This window comes from Streptomyces sp. NPDC053755 (assembly GCF_040677675.1).
Taxonomy (GTDB): domain Bacteria; phylum Actinomycetota; class Actinomycetes; order Streptomycetales; family Streptomycetaceae; genus Streptomyces.
This window is the reverse complement of sequence record NZ_JBFASK010000032.1, coordinates 1-21,565: the sequence shown is the minus strand read 5'-3', so window position 1 is coordinate 21,565 and position 21,565 is coordinate 1. Positions and strand designations below refer to the sequence as shown.

At 73.2% G+C, this 21,565-nt stretch carries 19 protein-coding genes, 1 pseudogene and 1 riboswitch; of the genes and pseudogenes, 6 read left to right on the top strand and 14 right to left on the bottom strand.

What is annotated here, in order from left to right:
* Positions 1 to 98: 98 nt before the first annotated feature.
* Both AB0K65_RS25785 and AB0K65_RS25780 read right to left on the bottom strand, forming a co-directional pair.
* Positions 99 to 1,037 (bottom strand): decaprenyl-phosphate phosphoribosyltransferase, encoded by a 939-nt coding sequence (locus AB0K65_RS25785; RefSeq protein WP_365720531.1) that lies wholly within the window; start codon positions 1,035 to 1,037, stop codon positions 99 to 101.
* A 230-nt stretch (positions 1,038 to 1,267) separates the two neighbouring features.
* Positions 1,268 to 1,777, bottom strand: a pseudogene (locus tag AB0K65_RS25780) (phosphatase PAP2 family protein); the annotation flags it as partial.
* A gap of 160 nt (positions 1,778 to 1,937) precedes the next feature.
* Between AB0K65_RS25780 and AB0K65_RS25775 the strand changes: the two are divergent.
* Both AB0K65_RS25775 and AB0K65_RS25770 read left to right on the top strand, forming a co-directional pair.
* Positions 1,938 to 3,314, top strand: a complete 1,377-nt coding sequence (locus AB0K65_RS25775) for an FAD-binding oxidoreductase (RefSeq protein WP_365720434.1) — start codon at positions 1,938 to 1,940, stop codon at positions 3,312 to 3,314.
* A 98-nt stretch (positions 3,315 to 3,412) separates the two neighbouring features.
* Entirely contained in the window at positions 3,413 to 4,168 is a 756-nt protein-coding gene (locus AB0K65_RS25770) for a decaprenylphospho-beta-D-erythro-pentofuranosid-2-ulose 2-reductase (RefSeq protein ID WP_365720432.1), read from the top strand.
* A 48-nt stretch (positions 4,169 to 4,216) separates the two neighbouring features.
* Here the strand turns inward: AB0K65_RS25770 and AB0K65_RS25765 are convergent, their stop codons facing one another.
* The 3 genes from AB0K65_RS25765 to glyA form a co-directional block, all read right to left on the bottom strand.
* Positions 4,217 to 4,807: a 2'-5' RNA ligase family protein gene (locus AB0K65_RS25765; protein WP_365720430.1), complete on the bottom strand. Its 591-nt coding sequence runs from the start codon at positions 4,805 to 4,807 to the stop codon at positions 4,217 to 4,219.
* Between the two features lie 94 nt (positions 4,808 to 4,901).
* Positions 4,902 to 5,915, bottom strand: coding sequence for a tryptophan--tRNA ligase (gene trpS / locus AB0K65_RS25760; protein ID WP_365720428.1), 1,014 nt, complete (start codon positions 5,913 to 5,915; stop codon positions 4,902 to 4,904).
* Between the two features lie 181 nt (positions 5,916 to 6,096).
* Positions 6,097 to 7,365: a serine hydroxymethyltransferase gene (gene glyA / locus AB0K65_RS25755; protein ID WP_365720426.1), complete on the bottom strand. Its 1,269-nt coding sequence runs from the start codon at positions 7,363 to 7,365 to the stop codon at positions 6,097 to 6,099.
* Between the two features lie 78 nt (positions 7,366 to 7,443).
* Positions 7,444 to 7,533: riboswitch (ZMP/ZTP riboswitch) on the bottom strand.
* A 107-nt stretch (positions 7,534 to 7,640) separates the two neighbouring features.
* Between glyA and rocD the strand changes: the two genes are divergently transcribed.
* The gene (gene rocD, locus AB0K65_RS25750; protein ID WP_365720424.1) at positions 7,641 to 8,846 is read left to right on the top strand and encodes an ornithine--oxo-acid transaminase; all 1,206 of its coding nucleotides are present in this window, start codon (positions 7,641 to 7,643) and stop codon (positions 8,844 to 8,846) included.
* Between the two features lie 173 nt (positions 8,847 to 9,019).
* Here rocD and AB0K65_RS25745 read toward each other — a convergent pair whose 3' ends face one another.
* The 3 genes from AB0K65_RS25745 to AB0K65_RS25735 form a co-directional block, all read right to left on the bottom strand.
* Positions 9,020 to 10,204, bottom strand: a complete 1,185-nt coding sequence (locus AB0K65_RS25745) for a glutathionylspermidine synthase family protein (protein ID WP_365720422.1) — start codon at positions 10,202 to 10,204, stop codon at positions 9,020 to 9,022.
* Positions 10,205 to 10,212: 8 nt separating this feature from the next.
* The gene (locus AB0K65_RS25740; RefSeq protein WP_365720420.1) at positions 10,213 to 10,485 is read right to left on the bottom strand and encodes a hypothetical protein; all 273 of its coding nucleotides are present in this window, start codon (positions 10,483 to 10,485) and stop codon (positions 10,213 to 10,215) included.
* A 101-nt stretch (positions 10,486 to 10,586) separates the two neighbouring features.
* Positions 10,587 to 12,041, bottom strand: a complete 1,455-nt coding sequence (locus tag AB0K65_RS25735; protein ID WP_365720418.1) for a PLP-dependent aminotransferase family protein — start codon at positions 12,039 to 12,041, stop codon at positions 10,587 to 10,589.
* 47 nt (positions 12,042 to 12,088) lie between these two features.
* Between AB0K65_RS25735 and AB0K65_RS25730 the strand changes: the two genes are divergently transcribed.
* Complete coding sequence (locus AB0K65_RS25730; RefSeq protein ID WP_365720416.1) at positions 12,089 to 12,601, top strand: carboxymuconolactone decarboxylase family protein; 513 nt, start codon at positions 12,089 to 12,091, stop codon at positions 12,599 to 12,601.
* 88 nt (positions 12,602 to 12,689) lie between these two features.
* Here the strand turns inward: AB0K65_RS25730 and AB0K65_RS25725 are convergent, their stop codons facing one another.
* The 3 genes from AB0K65_RS25725 to AB0K65_RS25715 form a co-directional block, all read right to left on the bottom strand.
* The gene (locus tag AB0K65_RS25725) at positions 12,690 to 13,679 is read right to left on the bottom strand and encodes a malate dehydrogenase (RefSeq protein ID WP_365720414.1); all 990 of its coding nucleotides are present in this window, start codon (positions 13,677 to 13,679) and stop codon (positions 12,690 to 12,692) included.
* Between the two features lie 531 nt (positions 13,680 to 14,210).
* Positions 14,211 to 15,041, bottom strand: coding sequence for a DUF3017 domain-containing protein (locus tag AB0K65_RS25720; RefSeq protein WP_365720412.1), 831 nt, complete (start codon positions 15,039 to 15,041; stop codon positions 14,211 to 14,213).
* A gap of 2 nt (positions 15,042 to 15,043) precedes the next feature.
* Positions 15,044 to 15,904 carry a bifunctional methylenetetrahydrofolate dehydrogenase/methenyltetrahydrofolate cyclohydrolase gene (locus AB0K65_RS25715; RefSeq protein ID WP_365720410.1) on the bottom strand — a complete coding sequence of 287 codons (861 nt, stop codon included), beginning with the start codon at positions 15,902 to 15,904 and terminating at the stop codon, positions 15,044 to 15,046.
* Positions 15,905 to 16,160: 256 nt separating this feature from the next.
* Between AB0K65_RS25715 and AB0K65_RS25710 the strand changes: the two genes are divergently transcribed.
* The gene (locus tag AB0K65_RS25710; RefSeq protein WP_365720408.1) at positions 16,161 to 16,787 is read left to right on the top strand and encodes an RDD family protein; all 627 of its coding nucleotides are present in this window, start codon (positions 16,161 to 16,163) and stop codon (positions 16,785 to 16,787) included.
* A gap of 108 nt (positions 16,788 to 16,895) precedes the next feature.
* On the opposite strand, the gene AB0K65_RS25705 is transcribed toward AB0K65_RS25710, so the two are convergent.
* The 3 genes from AB0K65_RS25705 to purN form a co-directional block, all read right to left on the bottom strand.
* Positions 16,896 to 18,335: a DUF2079 domain-containing protein gene (locus AB0K65_RS25705; RefSeq protein ID WP_365720406.1), complete on the bottom strand. Its 1,440-nt coding sequence runs from the start codon at positions 18,333 to 18,335 to the stop codon at positions 16,896 to 16,898.
* Between the two features lie 194 nt (positions 18,336 to 18,529).
* Positions 18,530 to 20,092 carry a bifunctional phosphoribosylaminoimidazolecarboxamide formyltransferase/IMP cyclohydrolase gene (gene purH / locus AB0K65_RS25700; RefSeq protein ID WP_365720404.1) on the bottom strand — a complete coding sequence of 521 codons (1,563 nt, stop codon included), beginning with the start codon at positions 20,090 to 20,092 and terminating at the stop codon, positions 18,530 to 18,532.
* A complete protein-coding gene (purN, locus tag AB0K65_RS25695; protein ID WP_365720402.1) occupies positions 20,089 to 20,703 on the bottom strand; it encodes a phosphoribosylglycinamide formyltransferase in 615 nt (204 codons plus the stop codon). Before purN ends, purH begins: the two co-directional genes overlap by 4 nt.
* Positions 20,704 to 20,934: 231 nt before the next feature.
* Here purN and AB0K65_RS25690 point away from each other — a divergent pair.
* Positions 20,935 to 21,565, top strand: a 631-nt coding sequence (locus tag AB0K65_RS25690; protein ID WP_365720400.1) for a hypothetical protein, incomplete at its 3' end; no start/stop codon positions are given.

Below are 21,565 nucleotides of genomic sequence, written 5' to 3'. Positions count from 1 at the left end.
GTCCTGGTTTCGCCGGGCCTGCGGGGAGGGGGCGCGGAGACCGGTCGGGGGCCGAAGCGGGTGCGCATGGGGGCGCGGGCGCCGGGGCCGAGGACCGGTCACAGGTCGGTGACCGCCATCCCGTACATCGCCGCCCACGCCAGGCCGATGACCGCGAGCGGCCGGTCGCGCAGCACCACGTCCTCGGGGGCGCCCGCCGCGCCCCGGTCGGCGAAGACGGCGTAGCGCAGCACCGCGAGGATGAAGGCGATCATGGAGAGCTGGCGCCAGGGCAGGAGCGAGCCGTTGGCGACACCGCCGCTCTCCAGCGCCCAGAGGCAGTAGCCGAGTACAGCGACGCCCGCCGCCAGCTGCCAGACGAAGCGCAGGTAGCCGGTCGTGTACTGGGTGAGCAGCGCCCGGGTCGCCCCGCGGGCGCTTTCCATCTGCACGGCCTCGGAGTACCGCTTGGCGGCGACCATGAAGAGCGCGCCGAAGCCGGTGGTGATCAGGAACCAGCGGGAGAGCGGGATGCCGAGCGCGACCCCGCCGATCATGGCCCGCATCAGGAAGCCGGTGGTGACGACGGCCAGGTCGACGACGAGGACGTGCTTCAACCGGAGGCAGTAGGCGCACTGCATGACGAGGTACGCGATGAGGAGCGCGGCGGTCATGGGGTTGCACAGGGCGGCGCTCGCGAGGGCGGCCCCGAGCCCGAGCGCGCCTCCGGCGGTGTACGCGAGTGGTACGGGGACGAGCCCGACGGCCACGGGGCGGCGGCACTTGACGGGGTGCGCGCGGTCGGCGACGGCGTCGCGGGCGTCGTTGACCAGGTAGACGGCGGAGGCGGCGGCCGTGAAGAGGCCGAAGACCAGGGCGAGCCGGGCGGCGGTGTGCCAGGAGACGAGCTGCCCGGCGGCGACCGGTGCGGCGACGACGAGGAGGTTCTTGACCCACTGCCGGGGCCGGGCGGTCCGCAGCAGCCCGAGCGGGACGGCGAGCGCCCGCGGGCCGTCGGCGTACCTCCGGTGCCGTACGACGGCGGGCTTGTCGAGCAGCGCGGCTCCGGCTCCACCGGTGTGCTCCGTCACGGTGTCCGCCGGGCGACGGCGTGACGCGGACGCGGACCGGTGAGGCCGTCCGCGGCGGCGGCTGCGTGGCGCCCCGCGAGGCCGTCCACCGTCGCGTGGCGCGCCCCCGCGAGGCCGTCCACCGTCGCGTGGCGCGCCCCCGCTGGGACGGCTGCGTGGCGCCCCGCGAGGCCGTCCGCGGTGGTGGCCGCGGTGGTCAGCCAGCGGCGGCCGGCCGTCGCCGTCGCCGCGCCCAGCAGGGCGCCCGCCGCCACGTCCGTCGGGTAGTGGACGCCGACGACCAGGCGGGACAGGCACATCGCGGCGGCCGCCGGGACCAGCAGTCGCCGGCCCGGTGGGCGCAGGATGCCGAGGGCGACGGCCGCGGCGGCGGCCGAGGTGGCGTGGGAGCTGGGGAAGGAGTGCCGGCCCGCGGTGCGGACGAGCGGCGCGTACGCCTCCGCCCCGGGCCGGGGGCGGCGTACCACCCGCTTGAGGCCCATGCTGGCCAGATGGGCCGCGCCGATCAGTGCCGTACCGCGCAGCCAGCCGCCCCGGCGCCCCCGGTCCACGGCCGCGCCCGCGAGCCCCGCGGCGAGCCACAGCGCGCCGTGCTCGCCGGCAGACGACAGCGCGCGGGCGGCCGTCGCCACCGGCGCGCGCTGCCCGCAGCCGCGCAGGACGGCGAGGAGTCTCCTCTCGGCCCCGGCCCAGTCCGCGTATCGCATCGAACTCCGCCTCCCCGGTCGTCGGTCAACCAGGGGCGACTCTGGCCCGGCCCGCGGCCGACCGCACGGCAATCTTTCCTGACACTCCTTTAATCACCCATTCGGCGAACCGAAGGGCAAACCAGGCATAAGCGATAGTCGGGGCGATACGGTCGCCTGCATGGTTGCCGAGACCGACACCGAGACCCTGATGGACGACGCCGGACCCCTGACCGGCTGGGGCCGTACCGCGCCCACCCTCGCGCGCGTGTACCGTCCGCGCACCCCCGAGGAGGCGTCCGCCGCCGTCCGCGCCTGCGGTGCCCGCGGCTCCATCGCCCGCGGTCTGGGCCGCGCGTACGGCGACGCCGCCCAGAACGCCGGCGGCTCCGTCCTCGACATGACCGGGCTCGCCCGCGTCCGTACCGTCGACGCCGCCGCCGGCCTGGTCGTCTGCGACGCGGGTGTCAGCCTGCACCGCCTGATGGAGGTGCTGCTGCCGCTGGGCTGGTTCGTAGCCGTCACCCCCGGGACCCGTTACGTCACCGTCGGCGGCGCGATCGGCGCCGACATCCACGGCAAGAACCACCACGTCTCGGGCTCCTTCACCCGCCATGTGGCCTCGCTCGAACTCCTCACCGCCGACGGGGAGATCCATACGGTCGTCCCCGGCACCGACCTCTTCGACGCCACCGCCGGCGGCATGGGCCTGACCGGGGTGATCCTCTCCGCGACCCTCCGGCTCCTCCCCGTCGAGACCTCGCTCGTGGCCGTCGACACCGAACGCGCCGCCGACCTCGACGACCTGATGGCCCGGCTCACCGCCGACGACCACCGCTACCGCTACTCCGTCGCATGGATCGACCTGCTCGCCCGCGGCGCCGCGACCGGCCGGTCCGTCCTCACCCGGGGCGACCACGCCCCGTACACCGCGCTGCCGCGCCGCGCCCGGCGCGCGCCCCTGGCCTTCCGGCCCGGCCGGCTCCCGGCGGCGCCCGCGTACGTCCCCGAAGGCGTCCTCGGCCGCACCACCGTCGGCCTCTTCAACGAACTCTGGTACCGCCGGGCCCCACGCCGCCGGACCGGCGAGCTCCAGCGGCTCTCCGCCTTCTTCCACCCCCTGGACGGCGTCCCGCACTGGAACCGGATCTACGGCCGCGGCGGCTTCGTCCAGTACCAGTTCGTCGTCGGGTACGGGCACGAGGAGACGCTGCGCCGGATCGTGAAGCGGATCGCCCGCCGCGGCTGCCCGTCCTTCCTCGCCGTACTGAAACGCTTCGGCGAGGGCGACCCCGGGTGGCTGTCGTTCCCGATGCCCGGCTGGACCCTCGCGCTCGACATCCCGACCGGGCTCTCCGGGCTCGGCGCCTTCCTCGACGAGCTGGACGAGGAGGTCGCGCACGCCGGCGGGCGGGTCTACCTCGCCAAGGACTCCCGGCTGCGGCCGGACGTGCTGCACACGATGTACCCGCGGCTCGCCGACTTCCAGGCGCTGCGCGCGCGGATCGATCCGCGCTCCGTCTTCACCTCGGACCTCTCCCGCCGTCTCGCCCTGTGACGGTCCCGCCGGCCGCCGGGGCCCGGGGACCGTCCCCCGGGCCACGCGGCACCTCGGACCCGTCCCCGTCGTCCCGCCCCCTGAGGAGCTTGATCGCCATGAAGGACGCCTTCGGCACCCCGCAGTCCCTGCTCGTACTCGGCGGCACGTCCGAGATCGCCCTGGCCACCGCCCGCCGGCTGATCGCCCGCCGCACCAGGACCGTCTGGCTGGCCGGGCGGCCCTCCCCGGCCCTGACGGCCGCCGCCGCGTCGCTGCGCGCGCTGGGCGCGGAAGTCCGCACCGTGCCCTTCGACGCCCTCGACACCGAGTCGCACGAGGAGCGGCTCGGGAAGATCTTCACCGAGGGCGACATCGACATGGTGCTGCTCGCCTTCGGCGTCCTCGGCGACCAGGCCCGCGACGAGTCCGACCCGCTCGCGGCCGTCCGGGTCGCCCAGACCAACTACACGGGCGCCGTCTCGGCCGGTCTGGTCTGCGCACGGGCCCTGCAGTCCCAGGGCCACGGCTCGCTGGTCGTGCTGTCGTCGGTGGCGGGCGAGCGCGCCCGGCGCGCGAACTTCATCTACGGATCGTCCAAGGCCGGTCTCGACGCGTTCGCGCAGGGGCTCGGGGACGCGCTGTACGGGACCGGGGTGCACGTGATGGTCGTCCGGCCCGGGTTCGTCCGCTCGAAGATGACCGCGGGCCTTGAGGAGGCGCCGCTGGCGACCACTCCGGAGGCGGTGGCGACGGCGATCGAGCTGGGTCTGCGGCGCCGCTCGGAGACGGTGTGGGTGCCCGGCACCCTGCGGGTGGTGATGGCGGCGCTGCGCCACGTCCCGCGGCCGCTGTTCCGGCGGCTCCCGATGTAGCGCGCGGGGACCGCCCCGGCCCACGCGGACCGGGGGGGGCGGGCCGCGTCAGCCGGCCGCCGGCGTCGGGGTGTCCAGCGGGGAGCCCTGGGCCGGGACGGCGGAGGCGGGCCGGCCGCCGCCGAAGGCGTACTCGTGGAGCTTGCGCCACACGCCGTCCGGGCCCTGCTCGTAGAGCGCGAAGGAGGAGCACGTCCACGCCGCCTCGAAGTCGGCCAGCTCCGCGTACGCCCGGTCCATCGCCTCCTCGGAGATGCCGTGCGCCACCGTGACGTGCGGGTGGTACGGGAACTGCAGCTCGCGCACCAGCGGGCCGGAGGCGTCCCGGACCCGCTGCTGGAGCCAGGCGCAGGCCGAGACGCCCTCGGCCAGCCGGACGTAGACCACCGGGGACAGCGGGCGGAAGGTGCCCGTCCCGCCGAGCCGCATCGGGAAGGGCCGGACGCCGACGGCGACCTCGGTCAGGTGCGCCTCGACGGCGGGGAGCCGGGAGGAGTCCACCTCGGTCGGCGGGAGGAGGGTGACGTGCGTCGGGATGCCGTGCGCGGCGGGATCCCCGAAGCCAGCGCGCAGCTCCTGGAGCAGGCTGCCGAAGGGCTCCGGGACCGCGATCGAAACGCCGAGCGTTACGGTCCCCACGTCGTCTCTCCTCAATCGTCCGTGACGATGGTGCAGCCGCCAGTGTGCGGCCTGCACCACCTCTGTGGCCAGGGTCCTCGGACCCGGTCCTCGGTCAGTGCTTGGCGGGCAGGAAGCCCATCCGCTCGTACGTCCGGGCCAGGGTCTCGGCGGCGACCGCGCGGGCCTTCTCCGCGCCCTTGGCCAGGATGGAGTCCAGCGTCTCCGGGTCGTCCAGGTATTCCTGCGTACGGGTCCGGAACGGCGTGACGAAGTCCACCATGACCTCGGCCAGGTCGGTCTTCAGCGCGCCGTACATCTTGCCCTCGTACCCCTGTTCCAGCTCCGCCACCGGCGTCCCGGTCAGGGTGGAGAGGATCGTGAGGAGGTTGGAGACGCCCGGCTTCCCCGCCGGGTCGAAGCGGATCACGGTGTCGGTGTCCGTGACCGCGCTCTTGACCTTCTTCGCCGTCGTCTTCGGGTCGTCGAGGAGGTTGATCAGGCCCTTCGGCGTCGAGGCCGACTTGCTCATCTTGATCGCCGGGTCCTGCAGGTCGAAGATCTTCGCCGTCTCCTTGAGGATGTACGGCGCCGGGATCGTGAACGTCTCGCCGAAGCGGCCGTTGAAGCGCTCCGCCAGGTCGCGCGTGAGCTCGATGTGCTGGCGCTGGTCCTCGCCGACCGGGACCTGGTGGGCCTGGTAGAGCAGGATGTCGGCGACCTGGAGGATCGGGTACGTGAAGAGGCCGACGGTGGCCCGGTCGGCGCCCTGCTTGGCGGACTTGTCCTTGAACTGCGTCATGCGGGAGGCCTCGCCGAAGCCGGTGAGGCAGTTCATGACCCAGCCGAGCTGGGCGTGCTCGGGGACGTGGCTCTGGACGAAGAGCGTGCAGCGCTCGGGGTCGAGCCCGGCGGCCAGGAGCTGGGCGACGGCGAGCCGGGTGTTCGCGCGCAGCTCGGCGGGGTCCTGCGGGACCGTGATCGCGTGCAGGTCCACCACCATGTAGAACGCGTCATGGGACTCCTGCAGCGCGACCCACTGACGCACCGCACCGAGGTAGTTGCCGAGGTGGAACGAGCCTGCGGTGGGCTGGATTCCGGAGAGCACACGGGGAGGAACAGAGGCCATGCCCCACATTCTCTCAGGTGTCGGACCCGATCCCGGACTCCCCGTGCGCCAAAGCCGCGAGGACGAGGACCGGGGCCGATGAGAGCTTGGACACACCCACCGCGGCCCGGTCCCGCCGCCCCGGCCGTGCCGCTGTCCGGGGCCGGCGGGCGAGGGTTCCGCCGGCCGGCCCCGGCGGCGGTCAGACCGGCAGGCCGGGGGCGGGGTATGCCGCCATCAGCTCGGCGACCTCGGCCCTGATCGTGCGCAGGGCGTCATCGTCGCCCTTGCCCGCCGCCGCCACCCCGCGGTCGATCCACTCGGCGACCCGCGCCATGTGCTCCGTCCCGAGGCCCCGGGAGGTGAGGGAGGGGGTCCCGATGCGGACACCGGAGGGGTCGAAGGGCTTCCTGGGGTCGTAGGGGACGGTGTTGTAGTTGACGACGATCCCGGCCCGGTCGAGGGCCTTGGCGGCGACCTTGCCCGGGACGTCCTTGGGGGTCAGGTCCATCAGGATCAGATGGTTGTCGGTGCCGCCGGAGACCAGGTCGAAGCCGCGGGCGAGCAGCGCCTCGGCGAGGGCGCGGGCGTTGGCGACGACCGCGTGGGCGTAGTCGCGGAAGGAGGGCTGCGCGGCCTCGCGCAGGGCCACGGCTATGGCGGCGGTGGTCTGGTTGTGCGGTCCGCCCTGGAGGCCGGGGAAGACGGCCTTGTCGAGCGCCTTGGCGTGCTCCTCGCGGGACATCAGCATGGCCCCGCGCGGGCCGCGCAGCGTCTTGTGGGTGGTCGTGGAGATCACGTCGACGTGCGGCACCGGGGACGGGTGCGCACCGCCCGCGATCAGGCCGGCGATGTGGGCGACGTCCGCGACGAGGACGGCGCCGGCCTCGCGGGCGATCTCGCCGAAGGCGGCGAAGTCGATGGTGCGGGGCAGCGCCGTGCCGCCGCAGAAGATCACCTTGGGGCGCTCCTTGAGGGCGAGCTCGCGGACCTCGTCGAAGTCGATGAGCCCGGTGTCCTGGCGTACGCCGTACTGCACGCCGCGGAACCACCTGCCGGTGGCGGAGACGCCCCAGCCGTGGGTGAGGTGGCCGCCCATCGGCAGGGCCATGCCCATGACGGTGTCACCGGGTTCGGCGAAGGCGAGGTAGACGGCGAGGTTGGCCGGGGAGCCGGAGTAGGGCTGGACGTTGGCGTGGTCGACGCCGAAGACGGCCTTGGCGCGCTCGACGGCGAGGGTCTCGACCTGGTCGATGTTCTGCTGGCCCTCGTAGTAGCGGCGGCCGGGATAGCCCTCGCTGTACTTGTTCTGCAGGACGGTGCCCGACGCTTCGAGCACGGCCCGGGAGACGTAGTTCTCGCTGGGGATGAGCCGCAGGGTCTCGGCCTGGAGCCGCTCCTCGGCGCCGACGAGCGCGGCGAGTTCGGGGTCGGCGGCGGCGAGGGCGGGGTGCGGGGAGTGGTCGTTCACGGCGTTCCTCCGGGCGTTCGGTGGTCCCGGGGTACGGCTCAGTCCTGCTGGGCGGCACCACGCGGGAGGTTCGGTTCCCGAAGATGCCCAGGCGGGCGGCATCTCGTGTGTCTGCCCCGCGCGGCTCCCCCGGGGTCGCTTCCCCGTACGCCAGTCGCCGCGCGTGTCGCCAGCGTAGCGGGCGCGCCGTCGCCGAGGTTTCCTCGTCCGGCATCCGAGCGACGATAAGAAAGGGGCCACACCCACCCCCGGGCCGCAGGACGAACGGAGACCCCGTGTCGAGGACGCAAGACGCGATCGCTGCCGCGGAGGCGCGCAGCGCGCACAACTACCACCCCCTGCCCATCGTCGTCGCCTCGGCGGACGGGGCCTGGATGACCGACGTGGAGGGACGCCGCTATCTCGACATGCTCGCCGGGTACTCGGCGCTGAACTTCGGGCACGGCAACCGGCGGCTGATCGACGCCGCGCGGGCCCAGCTGGAGCGGGTGACGCTCACGTCCCGGGCGTTCCACCACGACCGGTTCGCCGAGTTCTGCACGCGGCTGGCCGAGCTGTGCGGCAAGGAGATGGTCCTGCCGATGAACACGGGCGCGGAGGCGGTCGAGACGGCCGTGAAGACCGCGCGGAAGTGGGGGTACGAGGTCAAGGGCGTGCCGGACGGGCACGCGAAGATCGTGGTCGCGGCGAACAACTTCCACGGCCGGACGACGACGATCGTGAGCTTCTCGACGGATCACGAGGCGCGGGACCACTACGGCCCCTACACCCCGGGTTTCGAGATCGTCCCGTACGGCGACCTCACGGCGCTGGAGAGCGCGGTCACCGAGAACACCGTCGCGGTGCTCCTGGAGCCGATCCAGGGCGAGGCCGGGGTGCTGGTGCCCCCGGCGGGGTATCTGCGCGGGGTGCGGGAGTTGACCCGGGCGCGGAACGTCCTGTTCATCGCGGACGAGATCCAGTCCGGGCTCGGCAGGACCGGGAAGACCTTCGCCTGCGAGCACGAGGGCGTGGTGCCGGACGTGTACCTCCTGGGCAAGGCGCTCGGCGGCGGCGTCGTCCCGGTCTCGGCGGTGGTGGCGGACCGCTCGGTGCTCGGGGTGTTCCGGCCGGGTGAGCACGGCTCGACGTTCGGCGGCAATCCGCTGGCGTGCGCGGTGGCCCTGGAGGTGATCGCGATGCTGCGGACCGGTGAGTACCAGCAGCGCGCGGCCGAGCTGGGCGAGCACCTCCACGCCGAGCTGGGTCTGCTGGTGGGCGGCGGGGCGGTGGACGCGGTGCGCGGGCGCGGGCTGTGGGCGGGGGTGGACGTCACCCCGTCCCTGGGCACGGGCCGGGAGATCTCCGAGAAGCTGATGGACCGGGGTGTGCTGGTGAAGGACACGCACGGGTCGACGATCCGGATCGCTCCCCCGCTGGTGATCAGCAAGGAGGACCTGGACTGGGGCCTGGAGCAGCTGCGGACGGTGCTGTCGGGCTGAGGCGGGCAGGACACGACACCGGGGCGCGCGGCGACGGCCTTCGCCGCGCGCCCCGGCTGGTCGCCGCGCCCCTCGTCAGTCCGTCGGTCCGTCACTCCCGTCGCTCCGGCGCTCTGTCGCGCAGTCGCGCTGTCGCGCTGTCGCGCTGTCGGCGCCGGCGACGGAATTTCAGGTCACAGGATGACGTGCGGCAGGAAGCGGGCGTACTCGTCCGTCACCAGGCCCGCCGACTCGCGGATGCCGAGCCCCGCCGACTCGTCCTCGACCACCCATGCCCCGAGCACGACCCGGTTGCCGTCGAAGTCGGGCAGCGGGGCCAGTTCCTGGTAGCAGCAGGGCTCCTCGCGTACGGCGGCCGGGGCCCCGGGCTCGTGGATGGTGACGCCCGCGCCCTCCCGGCCGAGGAGCGGCTTGGCGGCGTAGCCGCCGCGCTCGGCCAGCTCCCGGGGGCCGTCGAGGTAGGCCGGCAGCAGGTTGGGGTGCCCCGGGTACAGCTCCCACAACACCGCCAGCAGCGCCTTGTTGGACAGCAGCATCTTCCAGACGGGCTCGATCCAGCAGGTGGTGCCGGTGCCGCCGCCGTTGTCGAGGGTGTCGAGGACGTACGGGCCGAAGCGGTCGGTGGTCAGCCACTCCCACGGATAGAGCTTGAAGCAGCTGCGGATGAAGCGGAGCCGGTCGTCGACGAAGCGGCCCGACAGGCGGTCCCAGCCGATGCGCTCGACCGACAGGGCCTCCGTGTCGAGCCCGGCCTGCTGGGCGGTCTCGCGCAGGTACGCCACCGTCATGAGGTCCTCGCCCAGCTCGTCCCCGTCGGAGTGGACGAAGTGGACCGGGCTGCCGGGCGGCAGCAGCGGCGCCTGTCGCCTCCAGGCGTCGACGAGCCGCTCGTGGAGGGAGTTCCACTGGTCGGCGCCGGGAAAGCGCTCCTCCATCCAGAACCACTGCGGGCTCGCCGCCTCGACCAGGGAGGTGGGGGTGTCGGCGTTGTACTCCAGCAGCTTGGCCGGGCCCGTGCCGTCGTAACGCAGGTCGAACCGGCCGTACAGGGACGGCTGTTCGGCACGGCGGCGCCAGGAGTCGGCGACGAGGGCGACCAGGCGCGGATCGGTCATCCCCAGATCGCCGAAACGGTTCTTCTCGACGATGTGGGCCGCCGCCGCCAGGCACATGGCGTGCAGCTCCTCGACGACCTCCTCCAGGGCCTCTACCTCGGGGAGGGTGAAGGAGTAGTACGCGCTCTCGTCCCAGTAGGGGCGCAGGGAGCCGTCGGGGTAGCGGGTCAGGGGGTAGACGAGCCCCTGCTCCTCCACCGTCTCCTGCCAACCGGGCCGGGGCTCGATCGTGTGCCGTTCCATGGGGCCGGTCAGCCGCCGCCCGAGCCGGAGCAGCCGAAGCCGCCGGTGTCGACGGCGGTCTTGTCGAAGCTGCCGCCGCTGACCTTGTTGTCGCTGACGCTGCCGCCGTAGTAGTACGAGCCCCGGGTGGTGCTCCCGCTTCCGCACTCGTAGCTGGGCAGCTTCTCCCGGGTCAGCGGGTCCACACACCGCTTGTCCGGTTCCGATCCACAGGAGGTGATCGTCGCCGCGAGCACCCCCATGCCCCCGAGCACCACGGTGCTCGACCTCAGCCTGCGCATGTCCGTCCTCCCCGTCGCGTGGTCGCGACCGCACAGTCTAGGGCCGTGGCCGAAACCCTCCACACCCGCTCCACCCACCCCCTACGACACCCCCCGGTGAGTCATCGGGGGGTGTCCGTGATGTCCCGCCCGGGCAGCACCCGGCACAGCGCCGCCAGCGAGCCCGCCCAACCGCTGTCCGGCGGGGTCGCGTAGCCCACGACCAGGCCGTCCAGGGCGGGGGCGACCGAGGGGTGGCGGAATCGGTCGAGGCCCAGCAGGGCCAGGCCCTGCCAGGCGGCCGAGCGCAGGACGTCGGGCTCGGTGCCCGGGGGGAGTTCGAGGACCGCGTGGAGGCCGGCCGCGATGCCGCTGACCCGCGTGACCGGGGAGTGCGCGGCCACCGCCTCCACCAGCTGGTCGCGCCGCCGCCGGTAGCGCAGCCGCATCGCCCGGACATGGCGGTCGTACGCCCCCGAGCCCAGGAACTCCGCGAAGGTCAGCTGCTCCAGCGCGCTGGACATCCAGTCCACCGCCCCCTTGGCGGCCACCACCTCGTCGACCAGGCCCTCCGGCAGCACCATCCAGGCCAGGCGCAGCCCCGGCGCGAGGGACTTGCTCGCCGTTCCCATGTAGACGACCCGCTCGGGGTCCAGGCCCTGGAGGGCGCCGACGGGCTGGCGGTCGTAGCGGAACTCGCCGTCGTAGTCGTCCTCCAGGACGAGACCGCCCGACGCCCGCGCCCAGTCGACGACGGCCGCCCGCCGGCCGGGGTTCAGCGCGCCGCCGAGCGGGAACTGGTGGGCGGCGGTCAGCAGGACCGCCCCGACGTCCTTCATCGCCGCCAGCTCCTCGGTCCTGGTGCCCCGCTCGTCGAAGGAGAGGGGCGCGAGCCGCAGCCCCGCGCCGGTCAGCAGGTCCGTGTGCACGCCGAGGCCGTACGACTCGACCGCGACCTCCCGGACCCGCCGGGCCCGCAGCACCTGCCCGACGAGCATCAGCCCGTGCGCGAACCCGGAACAGAGCACGATCCGTTCGGGCCGCGCGTACACCCCCCGTGCGCGGGCGAGGTAGTCGGCGAGCACGGTCCGCAGCTCGGTCCGTCCGCGCGGGTCGCCGTAGCCGAACGCCTCGTGCGGCGCGGCCGTCAGCGCGCGCCGGGACGCCTTCAGCCACTCCGCGCGAGGGAAGGACGCGAGGTCGGGCACGCCGGGCTTCAGGTTGTACGCGGGCCGGGCGGTGGGCGGGCGGGCGGCGGCGGCCCGGGCCCCGCCCGGTGGGCGCGCGCCCGTTCCGGCCGGCCGGCGCGGCACGGCACGGCGGGCGACCCGCGTGCCGGAACCCTGCCGGGCGGTGAGCCAGCCCTCGGCGACGAGTTCGGCGTACGCGTCGGCGACGGTGTTGCGGGCCACGCCGAGGTCGGTCGCGAGGGAACGCGAGGAGGGGAGCCGTACGCCCTCCGCCAGGCGACCGCTGCGGATCGCCTCCCGCAGGGCGTCCATCAGCCCCGTGCGCAGCGTCCCGCCCCGGAGCTCCAGATGGAGGTCGACACCGAAAGTGGCCCGGTCGTTCGCCATGGAAATGGACCATACTCCCCGGCCACCCGGCTCGTACGGTGGGCGGCATGACCACGATGTCGCACGACTCCGCGCCGACCGAGTACGCCCACGAGCACGCCCCCCGGCTCTCGCTCGCCGAGCGGGCCCCCGAGTTCCACAAGGCGATGGTGCGCCTCGACGCCGTCGCCGCGAGGGGCGTCGACCCCGTCCTCTTCCATCTGATCAAGATCCGCGCCTCGCAGATCAACCACTGCGCGTTCTGCGTCGACATGCACTCCAAGGACGCCCTCGCCGCGGGCGAGTCGGTCGAGCGGATCGTCCAGCTGTCGGCCTGGGAGGAGTCGCGCCACTTCTACACCGAGCGCGAACTCGCCGCGCTCGCGCTGACCGAGGCCGTCACCGTCCTCACCGACGGCTTCGTTCCCGACGAGGTGTACGCGCGGGCCGCGGCCCGGTTCGACGAGACCGAACTCGCCGGGATCATCGCCGCGATCACCGTCATCAACGCCTGGAACCGGATCGGTGTCACCACCCGTATGACGCCCGGCCACTACACCCCCGGGCAGTACGGGAAGTGAGGGCGGGCGCCGGGGCGGCGCGGACGGCACGGCGCCCCCGGCCGCGAGGGCCGGGGGCGCCGTGGTGGTGCGAGGGATGAGCCGTGGCTCAGATGAGGCCCAGCTCGCGCACCGCGTCGCGCTCCTCGGCCAGCTCCTGGACCGAGGCGTCGATGCGGGTGCGGGAGAACTCGTTGACGTCCAGGCCCTGGACGATCTCGTACGAGCCGTTCGCGCAGGTGACGGGGAACGAGGAGATCAGGCCCTCCGGGACGCCGTAGGAACCGTCCGACGGGATGCCCATGGAGGTCCAGTCGCCCGCGGCGGTGCCGTTGACCCAGGTGTGGACGTGGTCGATGGCGGCGTTGGCGGCCGAGGCGGCCGAGGACGCGCCACGGGCCTCGATGATCGCGGCGCCGCGCTTGGCGACGGTCGGGATGAAGGTGTCGGCCAGCCACGCCTCGTCGTTCACGACCTCGGCGGCGTTCTTGCCGGCGATCTCCGCGTGGAAGATGTCCGGGTACTGGGTCGCCGAGTGGTTGCCCCAGATGGTGAGGCGCTTGATGTCCTCGACGGACGTGCCGGTCTTCGCCGCCAGCTGCGAGAGCGCGCGGTTGTGGTCCAGGCGGGTCATCGCGGTGAAGCGCTCGGCCGGGACGTCCGGGGCGGCGGCCTGTGCGATCAGGGCGTTGGTGTTGGCCGGGTTGCCGACGACGAGGACCTTGATGTCGTCCGCGGCGTGGTCGTTGATGGCCTTGCCCTGCGGCTTGAAGATGCCGCCGTTGGCGGCGAGCAGGTCGCCGCGCTCCATGCCCTTGGTGCGCGGGCGGGCGCCGACGAGCAGGGCGACGTTGGCACCCTCGAAGCCCTGGTTCGCGTCGTCGAAGATGTCGATGCCCTTGAGCAGCGGGAAAGCGCAGTCGTCGAGCTCCATGGCGGTGCCCTCGGCGGCCTTGACGCCCTGCGGAATCTCGAGGAGGCGCAGCTTGACCGGCACGTCCGCGCCGAGCAGGTGGCCGGAGGCGATGCGGAAGAGCAGCGCGTAGCCGATCTGGCCGGCCGCGCCGGTCACGGTGACATTCACGGGAGTGCGGGTCATGGCGATCTCCGTAAGACAGCTGGCGGTGGGGGTCCCTGCCCCTGGGGTCGGATACCCCTCCTGATCGATCGATGTCTCGATGTGAAGAGATATCCAGCGGTCAGGCTATCCGACCCGGGCCCCGGCCAACCCCCAACCCCTTGTGGTCCGGCTCACTGCCACCCGAACCGACCGCGTACGCGCGCCCGACGGCCCGCGAAAGGCCGGTGCCGGGTTCGTGGAGGAGCCGGTGGCCCGGCCGGCGCCGGCTCGCGGAAGGCTCGTGCCCGTGCCTCCGGTTCATGCGCCGATCCGGTTCACGGCCTCGTGCGGTTCGCGTACCGGACGTACCGGAATGGTCACCTCCATGCCACAGGGACCGGACGGCCCTTGAAGCCCCCTTGGCACGTACATGACCCTTGATCAGAGACGGCGCCCGTCCTCCCTCGGGGGAGAGGACGGGCGCCGTCGTATGTGCCTTCCGGTGCGCCCGGGTCGTGTCCGTCACGCCTCGCCCGGCCTCCGGGCGGCCGCCGTACTTCCGGGCGCGGCCTAGGTGATCGTGAGGTGGAGGACGTCCTCCAGGAACGGGATCCGCAGCCAGGGGCCCGGCTGCGCCATGAGCGCCAGCAGCACGATCAGGGTGCCCATCAGGCCGTACGTGACCATGTCGGTGAAGCGCGAGCGGACGGCGAGCATCCCGACCGAGGGCAGCGCGCGACGCAGGGCGGCGCCCGTCAGCAGGGCGACCCCGACGAGGACGGTGCCCACCCGGAACGACTGCGGGAACAGGTCGGTCCCGACGACGAGCAGGCCGAGCGCGGCGAGACCGAGGACCGTGAGCAGCGGCCACTGACGGGCCGGCGCGGGCGCGTCACCGGGCGCGGCGCGGCCACCGCCCTCGGGACGGGCGGTGTCGGTGGTCATGGCCGGCGGCCGCCGGGTCCTGCCCGCGGCGGGGACACCCTCCGCGGCCTCGCCGGGAGCGGCCGCCTCGGTCGAGACGGCCCCGGGGGCGGCCGTCTCCGGGCCGCCATCGGGGGCCTTCGCCTCGGCGTCCCCGGGAGTGGCCGTCTCCGGGCTTCCCGGGGAGGCGACGGCCGGGCTCCCGGAGGCCGCCGTCTCCGGGCCGCCATCGGGGGCCTTCGCCTCGGTGTCCCCGGGAGTGGCCGTCTCCTCGCCGCCGGGTTCCGACGGCTGCGGAGCGCCGGGCGCGTCCGCGCCCTGGGCGCCCGTCGGACCGGACCGCGCGTCCGTACCCTGGTCCGGCCTGGAGCGCGCGTCCGGCGCGGACGGCGCCGCCGTGGACCCGGCCGGGCCGGCGGAGGCGCGCTCCGGGTCCGGGGCCGGGGGCCCGTCCTGGGCGGGGGTCCGGGCGGTCATCGTCAGAGCGCCGCGGCCGCGCGCTCGGCGGCCTCGACGACGTTGACCAGGAGCAGCGCCCGGGTCATCGGGCCCACGCCGCCGGGGTTCGGGGAGATCCAGGCGGCGACCTCGGCGACACCCGGATGCACGTCGCCGACGATCTTGCCCTCGCCGTCGCGGGACACGCCGACGTCCAGGACGGCCGCGCCGGGCTTCACGTCCTCCGGCCGGATCAGGTGCCCCACGCCGGCGGCGGCGATCACGATGTCCGCCCGCCGCAGGTGCGCGGCGAGGTCCTTGGTGCCCGTGTGGCACTGCGTCACGGTCGCGTTCTCCGAGCGGCGGGTCAGCAGCAGCGGCATCGGGCGCCCGATGGTGACCCCGCGCCCGACGACCACGACCTCGGCGCCCTTGATCTCCACGCCGTGGCTGCGCAGCAGCGTGAGGATGCCGTTCGGCGTGCACGGAAGCGGCGCGGGCTCGTTCAGGACGAGGCGGCCGAGGTTCATCGGGTGCAGACCGTCCGCGTCCTTCGCCGGGTCCATCAGCTCCAGGACGCGGTTCTCGTCGATGCCCTTGGGCAGCGGGAGCTGGACGATGTAGCCCGTGCACTCCGGGTCGTCGTTGAGCTCCCGTACGACCGCCTCGATCTCCTCCTGGGTGGCGGTGGCGGGCAGTTCGCGCTGGATGGACGCGATGCCGACCTGCGCGCAGTCGCGGTGCTTGCCCGCGACGTACTTCTGGCTGCCCGGGTCGTCGCCGACCAGGATGGTGCCGAGTCCGGGAGTGACCCCCTTCTCCTTCAGCACCGCCACACGGGCGGTCAGGTCGGACTTGATCGCGGCTGCGGTGGCCTTGCCATCGAGAATCTGGGCGCTCATGCGGCCATCCTCCCGGATGACCCCCGCCTTGTTCCAATTCGCCCTCGACGGGCCTCGCCGCCCCGCCTCCCGTAAGGGATCTTGAGGTTGCATTCGCACAACTCCCGTGCAATCCGACTGGACAAAAAGTCGACGTTGCGACGACGATGATCCGCGCAGTGCCGCGGCAGCGCAGGGGGGCGGACCGCTCAGCTTTGTGATGTTCCTCCGCTCGGACCGCACCGTCCCCGCATCACCCCCACGGAGGAACCCCGTCATGAGCTTCGGCGACCCGAACAACCCGTACGGCCAGCAGCCCCAGCAGCCGCCCCAGGGCCAGCCGGGCTACGGCTACCCGCAGCAGGCTCCGCAGGGCGTTCCGCCGCAGTACGGCTACCCGCAGCAGCCCGCCCAGCCGTCGCCCTACGGCGCGTACCCGCAGGCTCCGCAGATGTCGCAGGCTCCGATGGGCTACGGCGGCATGCCGCCGCTGGCGCACTGGGGCTGGCGCGTGCTGTCCCGGCTCATCGACAGCGCCGTCCTGCTCGGGCCCTTCTACCTCGTGACCGGCATCGGTGCCGCGATGGGCGGCGGCGAGTCCAGCGGCCTGGCGACGGTCCTCGGGCTGATCTCGTTCGTGTACCTGATCGGCATGTTCTTCTTCCAGATCTACAAGGAAGGCTCCACGGGCCAGACGATCGGCAAGCGTGCCGTCGGCACCCGTACGCTGCGCGAGGCCGACGGCCGTCCGCTCGGCTTCGGCATGGCGTTCGTCCGGCAGCTGGCGCACTTCCTCGACGGCATCGCCTGCTACATCGGCTACCTGTGGCCGATCTGGGACGCGAAGAAGCAGACCTTCGCCGACAAGGTGTGCAGCACGGTGGTCATCAAGGAGAACGGCTGACAGCCGCCGCTCCCGACGAGGAAGGGCCCCGGTTCGTCGAACCGGGGCCCTTCCTCGTTCTTCCGCCGCTCCTTCACCGTTCCTCGTCGCAAACCCGGCGAAGAGGACTCAGGTCCGACGCAGCACCACGAACCGTCCCGCCTGGAACGACACCTCGTAGCGCGCCCCCGGATGGAGCGAGGACGCCAGGCCGACCGGGTCCGACACGGGCTGCGACCAGCCCGAGTCGAGGTCGAAGGCGAGGTAGTCGGGGGTGACCCCCTGCGCGCCGCCGACCCAGTAGACCGTGTGGTCCCCGGTGAGGTGCGCCATGAGCGGCACGTTGGTCTCCACGCTCGACCCCTCGGGCACCGCGTCCACCGCCTTGCGGGCCTCCGTCGTCCGGGTGTCCGTGCGGTACGTCTCCGGGCGCAGCAGCTCACGCAGCGGCAGGTCGAGGGCGAGCACGATCGAGACGGCCGTGACGACGGGGACGACGACCCTGCCGTACGAGACGAGCCAGCCGCGCGACGAGCCGCGGACGGCCCGGACGGCGTCGACCAGGGCGAGGAAGACGATGGGCATCAGGATGGCGCTGTAGTGCCAGAGCATCCCCCAGTGGTTCGGGTCCTGGGAGAGGAAGCGCCAGCCGAGCGTGGGCAGCACCAGCAGCATCAGCGGGGAGCGCAGGGCGAGGAAGCCCGTGATGCCGACGAGGAAGAAGAGCATCTCCCACTTCTCGCCGGCGCCGAGGGACGTGAGGAGCGCCTGCGCGAAGGAGACGTCCGCGCCCTCGCTGGACTTCTCGATCTTGGCCCAGTAGTCGTACTGGCCGACGCGGCTCGCGGCGGGGATCAGGACCAGGACCGTCAGGGCGAAGGCGGCGACGCCGAAGCCGGCCAGGGCGGCGCCGAGCCGGCGGCCGCCGCGCAGGAAGAGGACCGCTCCGACCATGGCGACGGTGAGCCCCATGTCCTCCTTGACCAGGACCAGCGGGGCGGACCAGGCGACGGCGGAGGTCCACCGCCCGAGGAGCAGGGCCCGGCAGGTCAGGGCGAGCAGCGGGACGGCGAAGGCGATCTCGTGGAAGTCGGACTTGACCGCTTCCTGCAGACCCCAGGACAGGCCGCAGGCGACGGTGAGGCCGATGCCGGCGGCACGGCTGCCCAGCACCTGCTGGGCGGTGCGGCCCACGATCGCGGCGGAGGCGGCGAAGAGCGCGGCCTGGGCGAAGAGGAGCGCGAGGGGGGAGGACCAGATCCAGTACAGGGGCGCCAGGAGGGCGGTGACCGGACTGAAGTGGTCCCCGAGTATGAGGAAGCCGGGGCCCTTGATGTCGACGATGGGCGCGCGGAACTCGGCGTAGGCACGGACGGACTGCTCGAAGATCCCGAGGTCCCACGAGGGCGTACGGAACCGCTCGTACTGCACCCAGGAGTAGAGGAAGTACAGGGCGCACAGCACTCCGGCGAGGAGCGCGTACGGACGGATCGGGACCCCGGGGGCGGGGGCGGGGGGCCCGGCGCCGGCCTCCGGCGCGGACGTCTCCGGGGCGGTGGTCTCCGCCACAGCCCCGTTCCGTACATCCAACACCGCGCCCCCCGAACCAGCCGCCGACAAAAGAGCAACCCATTAGACCAGAGACCCACCGGGGGCGGAATCGCCGAACGCGCACCGGCCTCCACCGTCCGTACGGCGGACGGCCCGCCCGGTACCGAGGGGTACCGGGCGGGCCGTCCGTGGCAGGGCGGGGCAGATGCCCGTCAGTGGAAGAAGTGGCGCGTGCCGGTGAAGTACATCGTCACGCCCGCCTTCCGCGCGGCCTCGATCACCAGCTCGTCGCGGACCGAACCGCCCGGCTGCACGACCGCCTTGACGCCCGCCTCCGTGAGGATCTCCAGCCCGTCGGGGAAGGGGAAGAACGCGTCCGAGGCGGCGTAGGCGCCGCGCGCCCGCTCCTCGCCCGCGCGCTCGACCGCGAGCTTCGCGGAGTCGACGCGGTTGACCTGGCCCATGCCGACGCCGACCGAGGCGCCGTCCTTGGCGAGGAGGATCGCGTTGGACTTGACCGCGCGGCACGCCTTCCAGGCGAAGGCCAGCTCGGCGAGCTCCTCCGCGGAGAGCGCCTCGCCGGTCGCCAGCGTCCAGTTCTCCGGCTTGTCGCCGTCGGCCTGGAGGCGGTCGGTGACCTGCAGCAGCGCGCCGCCGTCGATCGGCTTGACCTCGACCGGCGCGGCCGGGGCGCCCTCGGCGCGCAGGACGCGGATGTTCTTCTTCTTGGCCAGCACCTCGACGGCGCCGTCCTCGTAGCCGGGGGCGACGATGACCTCGGTGAAGATCTCGGCGACCTGCTCGGCCATCGCCACGGAGACCGGACGGTTCACGGCGATCACGCCGCCGAACGCCGACAGGGGGTCACAGGCGTGGGCCTTGCGGTGGGCCTCGGCGACGTCGGCGCCGACCGCGATGCCGCACGGGTTGGCGTGCTTGATGATCGCGACGCAGGGCTCGGAGTGGTCGTACGCGGCCCGGCGCGCGGCGTCGGTGTCCGTGTAGTTGTTGTACGACATCTCCTTGCCGTGCAGCTGCTCGGCCTGGGCGAGGCCGCCGGTGCCGTCGACGTAGAGCGCGGCGCCCTGGTGCGGGTTCTCGCCGTAGCGCAGCACGTTGTTCCGCTCGTACGTGGCGCCCAGGAAGTCGGGGAAGCCGCTGTCGTCGGCGGCGGCGTACTCGTCGGCGAACCAGGAGGCGACGGCCACGTCGTACGCCGCGGTGTGCCGGAAGGCCTGGGCGGCGAACCGCTTGCGCAGCGCGAGCGTGAAGCCGCCTTCCCTGACCGCCTGGAGGGTCGCCGGGTAGGCGGCCGGGTCGGTGACGACCGCGACGGAGGGGTGGTTCTTGGCGGCGGCGCGGACCATCGAGGGGCCGCCGATGTCGATCTGCTCGACGCACTCGTCCGGGGTCGCGCCGGAGGCGACGGTCTCCTTGAACGGGTAGAGGTTCACGACCACCAGGTCGAAGGGCTCGACACCCAGCTCGGCGAGCTGCCGCCGGTGGTCCTCCAGACGCAGGTCGGCGAGGATGCCGGCGTGCACGCGCGGGTGGAGGGTCTTGACGCGGCCGTCCAGGCACTCGGGGAAGCCGGTGAGCTCCTCGACCTTGGTGACAGGGACTCCGGCCGCGGCGATCTTCGAGGCGGTGGAGCCGGTGGAGACGAGGGAGACACCCGCCTCGTGCAGGCCGCGGGCCAGCTCCTCGAGGCCGGTCTTGTCGTAGACGCTGACGAGTGCCCGGCGGATGGGGCGCTGCGTACCTTCGGCGGTCACGGGATTGTTACCTTTCGTCCCTCAATGCGATGGCCGTGCCGGGCCAGACGCCCCACGACCTCGACGAGCAGCGAACGCTCGACTTCCTTGATCCGCTCATGGAGAGCGGCTTCATCGTCCTCGTCCCGGACCTCGACCACGCCCTGGGCGATGATCGGGCCGGTGTCGACACCGTCGTCGACGAAGTGAACGGTGCATCCGGTGACCTTCGCGCCGTACGCGAGGGCGTCCCGCACCCCGTGGGCACCGGGAAAACTGGGGAGGAGCGCCGGGTGGGTGTTGACGACCCGGCCGCCGAAGCGGGCGAGGAACTCCTTGCCGACGATCTTCATGAAACCGGCCGAGACGACGAGATCGGGCGCGTACGCGGCGGTGGCCTCGGTGAGCGCGCGGTCCCATTCGTCCCGGGAGGCGTGGTCCTTGACCCGGCAGACGAAGGTGGGCAGCCCGGCGCGCTCGGCGCGCTCCAGACCCGCGATGCCGTCACGGTCGGCGCCGACCGCCACGATCTCGGCGCCGTACCCCTCGGGGTCGGCGGCGATGGCGTCGAGCAGGGCCTGGAGGTTGGTGCCGGACCCGGAGACCAGGACGACGAGACGGGCGGCGGCCACTGAGTCACTCTTTCCGTGGTGTTTGTACGGTCGTACGAACGAATCGTGGCCCTCGATACGGGGAACCCTACGAACGGCCCGACCGTCAGCAACGATACCGGCACACCGGACGGCCCCCACGGGACGGGGGCGTGGCCGCGGGGTAGCGTCAGGGTTCGACGCCAGATGAGCCACCCGTTGAGACAGCACGTGAGACCGCAGTTGCGACGACAGAGGGAAGACGTTCAGCAGATGCCGGAACGCCAGTCCACGGACGACAACAATCCGTTCGCGCCGCCGCCCGAGGGGCAGCCGGACCAGCCGTGGCAGCCGCGGCGGCCGGAGGGCTCGGACGACGACTCGTCGTCCGAGTCGTCCGGATCCTCCTCAGGCCGCTGGAGCAGCCGCCAGCCCGGCCGCTCCACCGACGGCTGGGGCCGCCGCCCCGAGCGCCCGTCGGGCGAGGGCGGCCCCGACCAGGGCAAGGGTCCCGGCATCAAGTGGGACCCGACGGATCCGGCGCAGCGCAGGGCGCGGTACGCGCTGCTCGCGGGGATGTGGGCGTTCTTCTTCGCGATCTTCGAGATCCGGGAGCTCGCCCTGCTCCTGGGCGCGCTGGCCCTGTACTGGGCCGTCAGCGCCCTGCGCACCAAGCCGAAGGCCGCGACGGGCGACCCGTCCTCCCCGGCCGCCGCCTCCGTCGTGCGGGGGGCCACCGCGGCTCCGGGATCCTCCGACGGTGCCGGGGCTGCCGCCGGCCCCGGCGCGAGTGGCGCGGGAGCCCGGCCGGGACCGGCCAGGGCCCAGCGCACGGCCGCGATCAGCGGTCTGGTCGCGGGGGTGCTGTCCCTGCTGATCGTCGCGGGCGGCTTCACCCTCCAGC

Bases quoted from the DNA above. Each gene is read 5' to 3' on its own strand.
- AB0K65_RS25775 (WP_365720434.1), top strand. From the start codon at position 1,938: ATGGTTGCCGAGACCGACACCGAGACCCTGATGGACGACGCCGGACCC.
- AB0K65_RS25770 (WP_365720432.1), top strand. From the start codon at position 3,413: ATGAAGGACGCCTTCGGCACCCCGCAGTCCCTGCTCGTACTCGGCGGC.
- trpS (WP_365720428.1), bottom strand. From the start codon at position 5,915: ATGGCCTCTGTTCCTCCCCGTGTGCTCTCCGGAATCCAGCCCACCGCA.
- AB0K65_RS25745 (WP_365720422.1), bottom strand. From the start codon at position 10,204: ATGGAACGGCACACGATCGAGCCCCGGCCCGGTTGGCAGGAGACGGTG.
- AB0K65_RS25740 (WP_365720420.1), bottom strand. From the start codon at position 10,485: ATGCGCAGGCTGAGGTCGAGCACCGTGGTGCTCGGGGGCATGGGGGTG.
- AB0K65_RS25735 (WP_365720418.1), bottom strand. From the start codon at position 12,041: ATGGCGAACGACCGGGCCACTTTCGGTGTCGACCTCCATCTGGAGCTC.
- AB0K65_RS25730 (WP_365720416.1), top strand. From the start codon at position 12,089: ATGACCACGATGTCGCACGACTCCGCGCCGACCGAGTACGCCCACGAG.
- AB0K65_RS25725 (WP_365720414.1), bottom strand. From the start codon at position 13,679: ATGACCCGCACTCCCGTGAATGTCACCGTGACCGGCGCGGCCGGCCAG.
- AB0K65_RS25720 (WP_365720412.1), bottom strand. From the start codon at position 15,041: ATGACCGCCCGGACCCCCGCCCAGGACGGGCCCCCGGCCCCGGACCCG.
- AB0K65_RS25715 (WP_365720410.1), bottom strand. From the start codon at position 15,904: ATGAGCGCCCAGATTCTCGATGGCAAGGCCACCGCAGCCGCGATCAAG.
- AB0K65_RS25710 (WP_365720408.1), top strand. From the start codon at position 16,161: ATGAGCTTCGGCGACCCGAACAACCCGTACGGCCAGCAGCCCCAGCAG.